Genomic DNA, 13,500 nt, shown 5'->3' with positions numbered 1-13,500 from the left:
AGCCGTCAGCGTCGTCTTGCCGTGGTCAACGTGACCGATCGTGCCCACGTTCACGTGCGGCTTGGTGCGGGTGAATTTACCTTTTGCCATTTTTCAATCCTTGAAAGAGCAGTGCCCGTGATTGGGTTTTATGTCTGCACCGCATTGCTGGTTCCCTCGCCACGGGCAGCGAGGGGCACACGGTCGCAGACAGATTCGAAATTGAATACTTACTTGGCGCGGGCGGCCACGATGGCTTCGGCGACGTTACGGGGAGCTTCGGCGTAGTGCTTGAACTCCATCGTGTACGTTGCGCGGCCTTGCGACATCGAGCGCAGCGTGGTCGAGTAGCCGAACATTTCCGACAGCGGCACTTCGGCCTTGATGGCCTTGCCGCCACCGACCATGTCGTCCATGCCCTGCACCATGCCGCGGCGGGACGACAGGTCGCCCATCACGTTGCCGGCGTAGTCTTCAGGCGTTTCGACTTCCACGGCCATCATCGGCTCGAGGATCACGGGGTTGGCCTTGCGGGCGCCTTCCTTGAAGCCGAAGATCGCGGCCATCTTGAACGCCATTTCGTTCGAGTCCACGTCGTGGTACGAACCGAAGTGCAGCGTGACCTTGACGTCCACGACGGGGTAGCCCGCCAGCACGCCTTGCGTCAGCGCTTCCACGACGCCCTTTTCCACCGCGGGGATGTATTCGCGAGGAACCACACCGCCCTTGATGGCGTCGACGAACTCGAAGCCCTTGCCGGCTTCCTGCGGTTCGAGCTTCAGGATAACGTGACCGTACTGGCCCTTGCCGCCCGACTGGCGAACGAACTTGCCTTCGGCTTCTTCGACGGTCTTGCGGATCGTTTCGCGGTAAGCCACTTGCGGCTTGCCCACGTTGGCTTCCACGCCGAATTCGCGCTTCATGCGGTCCACGATGATTTCAAGGTGGAGCTCGCCCATGCCGGCGATGATGGTCTGGCCCGATTCTTCGTCGGTCTTGACGCGGAACGAGGGGTCTTCCTGAGCCAGGCGTTGCAGGGCGATGCCCATCTTTTCCTGGTCGGCCTTGGTCTTCGGCTCCACGGCCTGCGAGATCACCGATTCCGGGAACACCATGCGCTCGAGCGTCACGATCGCCGTCGGGTCGCACAGGGTTTCGCCCGTGGTGACTTCCTTCAGGCCCACGCAGGCAGCAATGTCGCCAGCGCGGATTTCGTTGACTTCTTCGCGGTTGTTGGCGTGCATCTGCACGATACGGCCGATACGTTCCTTCTTGCCGCGAACCGGGTTGTAGACACTGTCGCCCTTGGTCAGCACGCCGGAGTAGACGCGCACGAAGGTCAACTGGCCCACGAACGGGTCGGTCATCAGCTTGAATGCCAGGGCCGAGAACTTCTCGTTGTCGTCAGCCTTGCGGATGACAGGCGCTTCGTCTTCGTCCAGGCCGTTGACCGGGGGAATGTCGGTCGGCGCGGGCATGTATTCGACGACGGCGTCGAGCATGGCTTGCACGCCCTTGTTCTTGAAGGCCGAGCCGCACAGCATCGGCTGGATTTCGCCGGCGATGGTGCGCTGGCGAATGGCCTTCTTGATTTCTTCCTCGCTCAGCTCGCCGCCTTCGAGGTACTTGTTCATCAGCTCTTCGCTGGCTTCAGCAGCCGCTTCGACAAGCTTTTCGCGGTATTCGTTGCAGACATCGACCAGGTTGGCGGGGATCTCGCCGTACTGGAACGTCACGCCCTTGTCTTCGTCCCAGATGATCGCCTTCATCTTCACGAGGTCGACGATGCCCTGGAAGTGCTCTTCGGCACCGATCGGGATCTGGATCACGACGGGGTTGGCCTTCAGGCGGTCCACCATCATCTGGCGCACGCGCAGGAAGTCGGCGCCGGTGCGATCCATCTTGTTGACGAACGCGAGACGGGGCACCTTGTACTTGTTGGCCTGGCGCCAGACGGTTTCCGACTGGGGCTGCACGCCGCCGACGGCGTCGTACACCATGACAGCGCCATCCAGCACGCGCATCGAGCGCTCGACTTCAATGGTGAAGTCCACGTGGCCGGGGGTGTCGATAATGTTGATGCGGTGTTCGTCGAACTTGCCAGCCATGCCCTTCCAGAAGCAGGTGGTGGCAGCGGACGTGATCGTGATACCGCGCTCTTGCTCTTGCTCCATCCAGTCCATCGTGGCGGCGCCGTCGTGCACTTCACCGATCTTGTGGTTCACACCGGTGTAGAACAGGATACGTTCGGTCGTCGTGGTCTTGCCAGCGTCGATGTGCGCGGAGATGCCGATGTTGCGGTAGCGCTCGATGGGGGTCTTGCGGGACATGATTTACTTTCGGGTTGAAATGCGTTGAGCGCTGGGCCCCGAGCACGGGCACAACGCCCGACACTCAGCACCCAACGCCCAAGCGAAGTTTGATTTTTAGAAGCGGAAGTGGCTGAACGCCCGGTTGGCTTCCGCCATGCGGTGCACTTCGTCGCGCTTCTTCATGGCGCCGCCACGGCCTTCCGTGGCTTCCATGAGTTCGTTGGCCAGACGCAGGGCCATCGACTTTTCACCGCGCTTGCGGGCAGCTTCCTTGATCCAGCGCATCGACAGGGCGAGGCGACGGACAGGACGGACTTCGACCGGCACTTGATAGTTCGCACCGCCAACGCGGCGCGACTTCACTTCGACCATCGGCTTCACGTTGTTGATGGCAACGGTGAAAGCTTCGAGGGGGTCCTTGTCCGGGTTCTTCTTTTCGATGAAGTCGAGAGCACCGTAAATGATGCGCTCGGCAATCGCCTTCTTGCCGCCTTCCATGATCACGTTCATGAATTTGGACAGCTCGACATTGCCGTACTTGGGATCCGGCAGGATTTCACGTTTGGGGACTTCGCGACGACGTGGCATTTTTCTAACCTCTTTGCTTCAGTTGGCACCGTTTCCGGCACCGCGAGAGCCAGTCAGGACTCTCACTTACTCGACCCGACAGTGGGTCACTTCGTTCGATGTGCCCGCCAAGGCAACCGAACACCGTTTGTTTTTTGACGACAGGAAGGCTTAAGCCTTCTTGGGACGCTTCGCGCCGTACTTGGAACGCGACTGCTTGCGGTCTTTCACGCCTTGCAGGTCGAGCGAACCGCGCACGATGTGGTAACGCACACCGGGCAAGTCCTTGACACGGCCGCCGCGAACCAGCACGACGCTGTGTTCCTGCAGGTTGTGGCCTTCGCCGCCGATGTAGGAGATGACTTCGAAGCCATTGGTCAGACGGACCTTGGCAACTTTACGAAGCGCCGAGTTGGGCTTCTTGGGCGTCGTGGTGTAGACGCGGGTGCAGACACCGCGACGTTGCGGCGAGTTCTGCATGGCAGGGCTCTTCGAATTGATCTTTTCGACCGTTCGACCCTGACGCACCAGTTGATTGATGGTTGGCATGAATGAATTAGTCCCAAAACAACCCGGCCCTGGTTGTAAAACCGCCCTTGGTCCTTGACGTGACGCAAGGCAAGGAAACCGGGAATAACGAAAACGTGAAACCCTTCGGAAATTTCCGAAAAGCCCACGAGTATAGCAAACGAGTCTGAAACGGCAAGGTCAGCCGCAGCGGAGAGCTGCCAATCGCCTTTGTCGCCCCTGCGGATTTACTTGATCCAGAGCCGCACGGCATCCCATGCGCGGCCGAATATCCCTGCCTGCTCGACGGCTTCCAGGGCGACCAGGGGTACGTCGGCGACCGGCTGGTCGTCCAGGGTGACCTTGAGCGAGCCTACGGCCTGGTACTTGGCGAACGGCGCCACCAGCGGATCGGGGCGCGACACCTGGGTCTTGATCTTGCTGGCGGTACCGGCCGGCACCGCGACCACGATGGCTTCCGGGCGGCCCAGCTTCAGCGTGTTCGCCTTGCCCTTCCAGACGGCCGGGGTGGCGGCCGGCTGGCCGGCATCGAACAGGCGAACGGCGTCGTAGGCCGTGTAACCCCAGTTCAGCAGCTTCTGCGACTCGTTGGCGCGCACGGTCTCGCCCGTGGTTCCCAGCACGATCGACAGCAGGCGGCGGCCGCCCGTCAGATTGGGGAAATCGCGCTTGGCGGTGGCGATCATGCAGTAGCCGGCCGCCTCGGTGTGCCCGGTCTTCAGGCCGTCGACGGTCGGGTCGCGGAACAGCAGCAGATTGCGATTGGTGTCGTTGGTCGACGGGGTGCCCGGGTAGCGGTACTTCTTGATCGCGTAGTACTTGGCTTCCTCGGGGAAGTCGCGCACCAGGCGGGTCGCCAGAATGCTCAGGTCACGGGCCGTGGTGGTGTGGCCGGGCGCCGTCAGGCCTTCGGGGTTCTTGTAGCTCGTGTTCTTCATGCCCAGCGCCTTGGCCTGGGCATTCATCATCTCGACGAAGTGCTCCACCGTGCCGCCCACGCCTTCGGCCAGCGCCACCGTGGCGTCGTTGCCCGACTGCACGATCAGGCCCTTGATCAGGTCTTCCACCGGCACCTGCATCTTGGGGTCGATGAACATGCGCGAACCGGGCATCTTCCAGGCGCGCGGGCTGACCGGCAGCGTCTGGGTCAGCGTGATCTTCTTGGTGCGCAGCGCATCGAACACCAGGTAGGCAGACATCAGCTTCGTGAGCGAAGCCGGCTCGACCGGGCTGTCGATGTCCTTCTGGGCCAGGATCTGGTTCGCGGTCACGTCGAGCAGCAGGTAGCTGCGCGCGGCGATTTCAGGCGGAGCCGGCACCTGGGCGGCGGCGATCAGGCTGACGGATGCGGCGGCGGTAAAGACCAGCGCGCGGAGCGCGCCAAGAAAACGATTCATGGGGAGTTTGGAAAGAGACGAAAACAAGCCTGCGAGGCTTTCAAGCGATGTCCGCGCGCAGATGGCGGGCCACGAGACTTTTGAGCAGCGGCAATTGTCCGTGAAAGAAGTGGCCGCCCCCGGGGACGACTGTGACAGGAAGTGACTGCGGCCGCGCCCAGTCCATCACGGCGGACAGCGGCACGGTGTCGTCGGCTTCGCCATGAACCACCAGCATGCGCTCGTGCGCCTCGGCCGGCAGCGTGGCTACGGTGTTGCGCGCGGCGGCCGTACCTACCAGCACGATCTGGCGGATGTCGCGTTCGGTCCAGAGCTTTGCGGCGGCACCGGTCGCAACGAACGCGCCGAAGGAAAATCCGGCGATCGCCAGCGGCCCCTCGGGCGCGAGCTGGCCGACGACATTCAGCATGTCTTCCAGCTCGCCACGCCCTTCGTCGTGCACGCCTTCGCTGGCGCCCACGCCGCGGAAGTTGAAGCGCACCGTGGTCCACCCGCTGGCGACGAATGCGCGTGCCAGCGTCTGCACCACCTTGTTGTCCATCGTGCCGCCGAACAGCGGATGCGGATGGGCGATTACCGCGATACCGCGCGGGGTGCCGGCAGGCTGGTCGCGTTGAACCTCGATTGCGCCGGCGGCGCCCTGGAGGCTGATCTTTTCGGTCTGGGAATTCATTGGCGCAAGGTACGAGCGGAGGGTCGGCGGAAAAGTTCAGCGTCCGACATCGGGAGGCAGCAGCAGCCGCTCGACGACCTGGCCGTTCTTCAGGTGCGACTCGACGATCTCGTCGATGTCATCGCCATCAACGAAGGTGTACCAGACAGCCTCGGGGTACACCACAGCCACCGGCCCGCCCGCGCAACGGTCGAGGCAGCCGGCCTTGTTGACGCGCACCTTGCCGGGCCCGGATAGCCCCGCCTCCTTGACCTTCGCCTTGCAGCGGTCGAAGCCTTCCTGCGCGTTGTGCATGGAGCAGGAGTCTTCGCCGTTCTTGCGCTCGTTGAGGCAGAAGAAGATGTGGCGGCCGTAATAGCCGGACGGCGCGGCGGGGGAGGAGCTGGGCATCGGCAGATTTTAGTGACCGCCCCTTGGCCCCGTGTCGATACCTTCAAACGTTCAGGCCGTCGCAGCGGCATTGGGCCGGCCTCGGCGCGACAGAGCGACCACCACATACGCCAGCACCGCGAAGGGCCAGGTCCAGCCCAGCCACTGCGCCAGCCCGTGGAAGCGGATGAAGCGCCCCTGCTCCCAGGTAGCCAGCGTCTGCGCGAAGTACGCGCTCTCGGGCGCCTGGTTCAGCAAGCTCAGCTGCAGCACGAGCCCCACCAGCAGCAGCGCCGCACACAAGCGGCGCGGCGCGAACAGCAACAGCACGCCAGCAAAGAACGCCGCGGCCATGCCGACCTGCACAGGCAGGCCCAGCCACGCCCATGCGTGCTCGGGCCCATAGCTCAATGCCGCCGACAGCGCCGAGGCCGCGATGCCGGCCAGCAGCGTCAGCGGCAGCAGCACCGCGCGCTGGACCACGGAGCGCGCCACCAGATAGCCCAGCAGGCACGGCACCAGCGCGCCGAGCATCACGCACAGCAGTTCCACCGCCGGCACCAGCGGCTCGAGCTCGAACTGCCGCAGCGGCAGCCAGTCGATGAAGGGTGTGTCGAGCAGCCACTCGGAGATCGCCACTTCGAGCCGCTCGAACACCTGCCCCAGCCCGAAGGTGACGGCCGCTGGGAACAGCAGCGCAAAAGGCCACAGCGCGAGCAGCACCAGCGCGCCGCGCGAGTCCTCGGTGAACCACTGCGAACGCGCGCGGCTCCAGTGCGCAACCGCGCCCAGCCGCTCCAGCCCCGCCGCCAGCACGGCACCAAGGACCGCACCCGTCGTGTTGAACCCCAGGTCCACGTTGGAGGGAATGCGCGCGGGCAGGTAGCTCTGCAGCGTCTCCATGGCGAACGAAATTGCCGCTCCCGCCACGGTGGCGCGCAGCACCGCATGCCAGACGCTGGTGGCCGGGCGCGTGCGCAGCACCGCCAGGGCGCACAGGAAGCCGAAGGGCACGTAGCCCACCACATTGATGGCGAAATCGAAGCCCGTCCAGTACTTGGGCCAGGGCGCCGACAAGTAGGCCCACGGCGCGATCCCCTGGTCGCGCCAGTCGGCGAACGGATAGAGACTGGCGTAGACGATCAGCGCCGCGTACGCGAGCGCCAGGGGGAGCGCGGCGGACTTGTGCGGCCTCTCCACCGTGTGCACCGGGCTCAGAACGGCTTGACGACCACCAGGATCACGATGCCCAGCAGCAGCAGCACCGGCAGCTCGTTGAACCAGCGGAACCAGCGGTCGTTGCGCCGGTTCTCGCCCGCCACGAAACGGCGCAGCAGAACACCGCAGCCGTGGTGGTAGCCGATTGCCACCAGCACCAGCGCCAGCTTGGCGTGCATCCACCCGTTGCCCGGGCCGCGCCCGATGCCATAACCCAGCCACAGCCACAGGCCGAAGCCGAGCGCGGGAACCGCCAGGAAAGTCGTGAATCGCATGAGCTTGCGTGCCATCAACAGCAGCCGCTCCCGCTCGGCCACCGACTCGGGCGGCACCATCGCCAGATTGACAAAGATCCGGGGCAGATAGAACAACCCCGCGAACCAGCTTGCAATGAAGACGATGTGAAGAGATTTGACCCAGAGCATGGCGGCAGTTTAGTGGCGCCCCTCTCGCCGACCCCTCTTTTGCGGCGATGCCCCTGTACGACGGGCAAAAAAAAGCCCGACGTCTTCACGTCGGGCTGGGAAGCCCTTTTGCTGTCACACATCAAGGCACCCGCTCAGGGAGGAAAAGCGGGGAGCGGCAAGCCGCCCGCTTCAGAATTTAACAAAGACGAAACAAGGTTTCAAGCGACTGAGGCACTTTCTTTGACATTTGAAGCAAAAATTTGAGTACCTTGGTTCTACGAATTTCCGTAGTTGTCAGACAACTGGACACTCGGAGAGAAGGTCTGTGAAAGATCGCTTCAGGCACAATTTTGTATATATGACGTCATCATCTTCCCCTCTGGCCATGTTCCCCGCCGGGCGGCCGCGGCGCCTTCGCCGCGACGCTTTCACCCGCAATCTGGTTCGAGAACACGCCCTGACGGTCAACGACCTGATCTATCCGGTGTTCGTTCAGGAAGGCGAAAAACGTCGCGATGCCGTCCCCTCGATGCCCGGCGTGGACCGCCTGAGCCTCGACCAATTGCTGCCCGTGGCCGAGCAGTGCGTGGCGGCCGGCATCCCGGTGATGGCGCTGTTCCCGGTGATCGACGCCAGCCTCAAGACGCCCGATGGCCGCGAAGCCTTCAACCCCGACGGGCTGATTCCCCGCGTGGTGGCCGCCCTCAAGGCGCGCTTCCCCGAGCTGGGCGTGATGACCGACGTTGCCCTCGACCCCTACACCAGCCACGGCCAGGACGGCCTGCTCGACGACACCGGCTACATCCTCAACGACGCGACCGTCGAAGTGCTTGTGAAGCAGGCGCTCACACAATCGCAGGCCGGCGTGGACATTGTGGCGCCGAGTGACATGATGGACGGCCGCATCGGCGCCATCCGCACCGCGCTCGAAGCCCACGGCGACATTCACACGCGCATCATGGCCTACAGCGCCAAGTACGCCAGCGCCTTCTACGGCCCCTTCCGCGACGCCGTGGGCTCGGCCGCCACGCTCGGCAAGAGCAACAAGAAGGTCTACCAGATGGACCCTGGCAACAGCGACGAGGCCCTGCGCGAAGTCGCCATCGACATCGCCGAAGGCGCCGACATGGTGATGGTGAAGCCCGGCATGCCCTACCTCGACATCGTGCGCCGCGTGAAGGACCAGTTCCATGTTCCGACCTTCGCCTACCAGGTGAGCGGCGAATACGCGATGCTCAAGGCCGCCGCCCAGAACGGCTGGCTCGACCACGACGCCGTGGTGCTCGAAAGCCTGCTGGCCTTCAAGCGCGCCGGCGCCGATGGCGTGCTGACCTATTTCGCGCTCGACGCCGCGCGGCTGCTGCAGAAATAACGGCGCACCAGCACGGCATGCGCATCTTCGAAATCACCCGCTCGCAGGTCAGCGAGCACGCCGCGCTGGCGCCGCTGACCGTACCGGGAGCGTGCGGCACCGGAGGCTACCTCTGGATCTCGCTCACACGCGAGGAATTCCGGGCCTCGCTGGCCGAGGTGCAGCAGATCCTGCAGACGCTGTGCCTCACGCAACTGGTCGACCTGCACGTGGCCGACCTGCTCAACGACCAGTTGCCCTCCCACTACGACTACACCTCGCAATACGACGTGCTGGTGTTCCGGCGACTGGCCAACGGACAGGGCCAGGCGGCGCTGGGCAACGGCAAGGGCAATGGCAGCGAGGCCCCGCCCCTGCCCCGCAGCGGCCCGCCCGTGCTGCGCCGCGTCGACACCCGCCCGGTGGGCTTTACGGTGTTCGACCGCGTGCTGCTGTCGGTGCACCCGGAAGACGGCGCGGTGCGCGACGCCTTCGCCACGCGCCTGCTGGCGGCCGCCTCGCCCGACGACCGCGGCGCCCCTGCGCTCGACGTGCGCGCCACCTCGGCCCGCCTGCCGACCAGCCCTTCGGACCTGATGCTGCGCGTCATCAACCAGATCGTCGACGGCTACCTCGACCAGCGGCGCGAACTCACCAAGCAGCTCGATCACTGGCAGACCGAGCTGATCGACCCGCGCAGCCGCTTCACCAACTGGGGTGCGCTGATGGAGGCACGCCAATCGCTGCATCACCTGGACGAGATCTGCGAAGACCAGCGCGCCGCCATGCAGGACTGGATCGACTCGCTCGAGACGCTCCCCGTGCCCAAGGGCGAGACGGAGCAGCGCGAGCGTGAACTCATCATGATCCGCAGCCGCGACGTGCTCGAGCACATCGAGCGCGTGGTGCACCACGTGCACCGGCTGGAGCAGAACGCCGAGACTGCAGTGCAGATGCACTTCAGCGTCCAGGGCCACCGCGCCAACGACATCATGCGGGTGCTGACGGTGCTCACCGCCGTGTTCCTGCCGCTGAACCTCATCGCGGGCATCTTCGGCATGAACTTCGAATTCATCCCGCTGGTGCACAAGGCAGACGGCTTCTGGATCGCGATGACGTCGATGCTGGTCATTGCGGTGGCGCTGGTGCTGATCTTCTGGCGCAAGCGCTATCTCGCGCGTACGCGCTGATCCCGGAATCGCCAACCAAAGAAAAAGGGCCACGCTTTCGCGTGGCCCTTTTGCATTTCGACGGCCCCGAGGGACCGCTTCAATTACTTGGCGACAGCGCCCGAACCTTGCTCGGCCTGAACGCGAGCGTCCATCGGGTTTTGCATGGTCGAGATGACGCGGCTGTTGACGCGCGAGCCGCCAGTCACGTTCTGGTCGGGAGCGTAGGAGGTGCGAACGGCTTCGGCTTGGACGATTGCGCGGTCCTTCGACACGGCAACCGTTTCCGGGCCGCGCGAACCGCGGGTCACGTTCTGGTTCGGAGCCGATGCGGCGCGCACGGCTTCGGCGTTGACTTCATCACGGCTCTTGGTCGAGACGGCGGTGTTCACGCCTTGGTACGTTTCGGCTTGGGCGCCAACGGCAGCCAGCAGGGTCAGGGCGGCAGCGGCGAGGATTTGCGAGGTCTTCATATTCAGTTCTCCTAGGATGTTCGTTGGATGGTTCGTCCACCAGGCTTGCTGGTTCGCTTGCCTGTGCGGCGAGTTTCCGGGCGAACTGCCATGCCAAAACACTCTGTTCAGAGACACGGTGTTTCCTCTATTGAAACAATGCCGACATCAAGGCATGCCAGCAGAAAAAAGCCGGGCCCGGTTTGCACCGGCCCGGCCTTGCAGGAGAAGACTTCCGGCTTATCGCTGCGAGGCTTGGAACTGCGGCGGCACTTCGCTGTTGACGAAGGCGCGGCGGTCCAGGTTCTGGTTCGGCGCGTGGGCGGCAGCCACGGCCTGGGCGCGGACCGACGCCCGGTCGAGCGAACTCGGCCGCGAGACCAGCGGCGCCGCCACGACGTCGCCGTAGACATTGCCACCGCGCGCCGCAGCATCGGCGCCGGCCACCACATCGCTGCGGCTGGTGACGGCCTCGAGCGGCTGCACCGGCTCGAAGCCCTGTTGGGCACCCTGCGCCTGCGCGCCGGAGGCGGCGAGCAGCAACAGGACGGCAGCGGCAATGATGTTCGGGGTCTTCATTTCAGTTCCTTCCAACGGTCCAACCGGGCTGGCGACGTCGGCGAGTAACCGAAGTGTCGCCCAAGCTGGTTAGGAAAAACCCGGGAGAATCGAACCATCGCGTTCCCAAAACGGAAACAATGGACTCATTCACATGGACAGTCTCGATCTGATCAGAACCTTCCGGGAAGTCGCCTCGCACGGCAGTTTTTCCCAGGCAGCCAAGAGGCTCGACATGTCGAAGGCCACTGTCAGCAAGTATGTGGCCGAGCTGGAAACCCGCTTCGGCGTGCGTCTTCTCAACCGCTCCACCCGTTCCGTGAGCCTCACCGATGCCGGCCAACTGCTGCTGGACCGCAGCACCCCGATGCTAGAGATGGTCGAACTGACCCAGTCCGAGCTGCAGGACCGCGCCAGCCAGCCCGGCGGGCGGCTGCGCATCTCGGCCCCGCACGGCATGGGCAGCGGCGAGTTTCCGAACCTGCTGGCCGACTTCATGCGCTACTACCCCGACGTGACGATCAGCCTGCAGCTGACCAACCGGGCCGTCGACCTCGCCGAGGAAGGCATCGACGTCGAACTGCGCAGCGGCCCCATCGAGGACGCGAACCTGATCGTGCGCAAGCTGCGGCTCATGAACATGGTGGTCTGCGCCTCGCCGGTCTACTGGAAGAAGCACGGCAAGCCCGAGCATCCGCGCGACCTGTCGGGCCACGACGCGCTCACGTTCTCGGCGCAGGGCCAGCAGCCCGCGTGGCGCTTCGACGACAACGGCACGCCGATCGACGTACCGGTGAAAAGCCGCATGGACTGCACCGAAGGCGCGCCGCTGATCCGCGTGGCCATGCATGGCTTCGGCGTGATCTACCTGCCGTCGATCCTCGTGCAATCACACCTCGACCACGGCGAGCTGGTGCCCGTGCTGCAGGATTACGCGCGCAAGGACGTGTGGTTTTCGGCCGCCTACCTGCAACGGCGCCACAACAGCGCTGCATTGCGCGCGCTGCTCGACTTCCTGCAGACCCGAGTCGGCCCGGGCGCCACGGCACGCAAGCCGAGCCATTCATGAAATGAAAAAACCCGGCAGTGCCGGGGTTTTTCATTGGAGGACGAACGCAGGCTCAGGCGAGATGCTTCGCGAAGAACGCCAGCGTGCGCTCGCGCGCCAGCTTGGCCGCGTCGGCGTTGTACGAGCCGCGCTGGTCGCAGTTGAAACCGTGGCCGACCGGATACACATGCACTTCCACCTCCGGATGCGCCTTCTTGAACGACTCGATGGTGTCCAGCGGAATCCAGTGATCCTGGTTACCGAAGTGCGCGAGCACCGGCACCTTGGGCTCGCGCGCCGTTTCTTCCGGCGAGGTCATGCCGCCGCCGTAGTAAGGCGCGGCAGCAGCCAGGCCCGGCAGCAGCGCCGCCGAGCGCCACACCAGCAGGCCGCCCCAGCAGTAGCCCACGATGCCGACCTTGCCAGCCTTCGACGCGTAGGCAATCGACGCCTCGATGTCCTGCAGCACGCCCGGCGCCGGCAGCGCCTCGACAGCGGTCTTCAGGCCGAAGCCGTTCTTCATGTCGTCGTCCGAGTAGCCCAGTTCCACGTCCGGCTTGACGCGCTGGAAGGTCGACGGCGCCACGGCCAGGTAGCCCTCGGCCGCATAGCCGTCGGCCACCGAGCGGATATGCGAGTTCACGCCGAAGATTTCCTGCACCACGACCACCGCGCCGCGCGGCTTGCCTGTCGGCTCGGCCACGTAGGCGGGGAAACTGAAGCCGTCCTTGGCCTTGAGATCGATGAATTGACCCATGTTGTCTTGCTCCTTGATGGCAAATAAGTAAGTGCCGGGTTATGGGCGCAGCGCCCGTTCGACGAAGTCGAGACGGTCCTGCCCCCAGAAAATTTCGCCGTCGATCACGTAGCTGGGCGCACCGAACACCTGGATGTCGATGGCCTCCTGCGTGTAGGCCTCGTAGCGCTCCTGGACCGCCTGGCTCAGCGACTGCTCGCCACGCTTGGGCGACAGCCCACACTCGACGATCAGCGAATCGAGCACCTTCGGGTCGCCGATGTTGCGCTCCTGCACCCACACGGCCGCGAACACCGCCTCGCACATGCGCATGGCAGCCTCGGTGCCGTCGTGCATGTCGACCGCGATGATGACCCGCGCCGCGTCGTCGCTGGCCACCGGGAAGAACTTCGGCTTGACGTTCAGCGGCAGGCCGAGATAGCTCGAATAGCGCGCGAGGTCGACCAGCCGGTAGGCCTGCCGCTGCGGCGCGCGCTTGCCCAGCGGCAACCCGCCGGACACGGGAAACACGCTGCCCATGTCGATGGGCCGCACGCGCACCGTGGCGCCTGCGGCCGCAGCAATCGCCGCAAAGCGGGAATGCCCCAGATAGGTCCACGGGCTCTGTGGCGCAAAGTAGTAGTCAATCGTCTTGCTGGTGCTCATGCGCGTGCCCCAATGATGTAATCCAAGCCGACGGTTTTAACTGACACGCAGTTTCTCTGCAGGAGGTAGG

General features: G+C 64.4%; 16 protein-coding genes. 3 read left to right on the top strand and 13 right to left on the bottom strand.

What is annotated here, in order from left to right:
• The 9 genes from BMW87_RS29515 to BMW87_RS29475 all read right to left on the bottom strand — a co-directional run.
• On the bottom strand, positions 1-90 hold a 90-nt coding region (locus BMW87_RS29515; protein ID WP_038111923.1), incomplete at its 3' end, for a GTP-binding protein.
• Positions 91-209: 119 nt separating this feature from the next.
• Complete coding sequence (gene fusA, locus BMW87_RS29510) at positions 210-2,309, bottom strand: elongation factor G (RefSeq protein WP_093058727.1); 2,100 nt, start codon at positions 2,307-2,309, stop codon at positions 210-212.
• A gap of 96 nt (positions 2,310-2,405) precedes the next feature.
• Positions 2,406-2,879, bottom strand: a complete 474-nt coding sequence (gene rpsG / locus BMW87_RS29505) for a 30S ribosomal protein S7 (protein WP_013543947.1) — start codon at positions 2,877-2,879, stop codon at positions 2,406-2,408.
• Positions 2,880-3,029: 150 nt separating this feature from the next.
• On the bottom strand, positions 3,030-3,407 hold the full coding sequence (gene rpsL / locus BMW87_RS29500; protein ID WP_013543948.1) for a 30S ribosomal protein S12: 378 nt from the start codon (positions 3,405-3,407) through the stop codon (positions 3,030-3,032).
• Between the two features lie 206 nt (positions 3,408-3,613).
• The gene (locus BMW87_RS29495) at positions 3,614-4,783 is read right to left on the bottom strand and encodes a D-alanyl-D-alanine carboxypeptidase family protein (RefSeq protein WP_093081071.1); all 1,170 of its coding nucleotides are present in this window, start codon (positions 4,781-4,783) and stop codon (positions 3,614-3,616) included.
• Between the two features lie 40 nt (positions 4,784-4,823).
• Complete coding sequence (locus BMW87_RS29490) at positions 4,824-5,456, bottom strand: alpha/beta hydrolase (RefSeq protein ID WP_093081069.1); 633 nt, start codon at positions 5,454-5,456, stop codon at positions 4,824-4,826.
• 36 nt (positions 5,457-5,492) lie between these two features.
• Positions 5,493-5,846, bottom strand: a complete 354-nt coding sequence (locus BMW87_RS29485; RefSeq protein ID WP_093058724.1) for a (2Fe-2S) ferredoxin domain-containing protein — start codon at positions 5,844-5,846, stop codon at positions 5,493-5,495.
• A 51-nt stretch (positions 5,847-5,897) separates the two neighbouring features.
• On the bottom strand, positions 5,898-7,025 hold the full coding sequence (locus BMW87_RS29480) for a VanZ family protein (protein ID WP_093081091.1): 1,128 nt from the start codon (positions 7,023-7,025) through the stop codon (positions 5,898-5,900).
• A 14-nt stretch (positions 7,026-7,039) separates the two neighbouring features.
• Positions 7,040-7,468 (bottom strand): CopD family protein, encoded by a 429-nt coding sequence (locus tag BMW87_RS29475; RefSeq protein WP_056522085.1) that lies wholly within the window; start codon positions 7,466-7,468, stop codon positions 7,040-7,042.
• A 367-nt stretch (positions 7,469-7,835) separates the two neighbouring features.
• On the opposite strand from BMW87_RS29475, the gene hemB reads away from it, so the two are divergent.
• Together hemB and BMW87_RS29465 are read left to right on the top strand one after the other, a co-directional pair.
• Positions 7,836-8,822 (top strand): porphobilinogen synthase, encoded by a 987-nt coding sequence (gene hemB / locus BMW87_RS29470; RefSeq protein WP_093081066.1) that lies wholly within the window; start codon positions 7,836-7,838, stop codon positions 8,820-8,822.
• A gap of 17 nt (positions 8,823-8,839) precedes the next feature.
• Entirely contained in the window at positions 8,840-9,991 is a 1,152-nt protein-coding gene (locus BMW87_RS29465; protein WP_093081064.1) for a magnesium transporter CorA family protein, read from the top strand.
• An 83-nt stretch (positions 9,992-10,074) separates the two neighbouring features.
• Here BMW87_RS29465 and BMW87_RS29460 read toward each other — a convergent pair whose 3' ends face one another.
• A complete protein-coding gene (locus BMW87_RS29460) occupies positions 10,075-10,443 on the bottom strand; it encodes a DUF4148 domain-containing protein (protein WP_093058720.1) in 369 nt (122 codons plus the stop codon).
• A gap of 219 nt (positions 10,444-10,662) precedes the next feature.
• Positions 10,663-11,001 (bottom strand): alpha/beta hydrolase, encoded by a 339-nt coding sequence (locus BMW87_RS29455; RefSeq protein WP_093081061.1) that lies wholly within the window; start codon positions 10,999-11,001, stop codon positions 10,663-10,665.
• Positions 11,002-11,134: 133 nt separating this feature from the next.
• On the opposite strand from BMW87_RS29455, the gene BMW87_RS29450 reads away from it, so the two are divergent.
• On the top strand, positions 11,135-12,049 hold the full coding sequence (locus BMW87_RS29450; RefSeq protein ID WP_093058718.1) for a LysR family transcriptional regulator: 915 nt from the start codon (positions 11,135-11,137) through the stop codon (positions 12,047-12,049).
• A 52-nt stretch (positions 12,050-12,101) separates the two neighbouring features.
• Here BMW87_RS29450 and BMW87_RS29445 read toward each other — a convergent pair whose 3' ends face one another.
• Positions 12,102-12,785, bottom strand: a complete 684-nt coding sequence (locus BMW87_RS29445) for a dienelactone hydrolase family protein (RefSeq protein ID WP_093081057.1) — start codon at positions 12,783-12,785, stop codon at positions 12,102-12,104.
• A 39-nt stretch (positions 12,786-12,824) separates the two neighbouring features.
• Positions 12,825-13,430 carry a 2-hydroxychromene-2-carboxylate isomerase gene (locus BMW87_RS29440; protein ID WP_093058716.1) on the bottom strand — a complete coding sequence of 202 codons (606 nt, stop codon included), beginning with the start codon at positions 13,428-13,430 and terminating at the stop codon, positions 12,825-12,827.
• Positions 13,431-13,500: the final 70 nt, after the last annotated feature.

The organism is Variovorax sp. OV084 (assembly GCF_900111625.1).
Taxonomy (GTDB): domain Bacteria; phylum Pseudomonadota; class Gammaproteobacteria; order Burkholderiales; family Burkholderiaceae_C; genus Variovorax.
The sequence above is the reverse complement of the archived record's forward strand: the minus strand, read 5'-3'. Positions and strand labels throughout refer to the sequence as shown.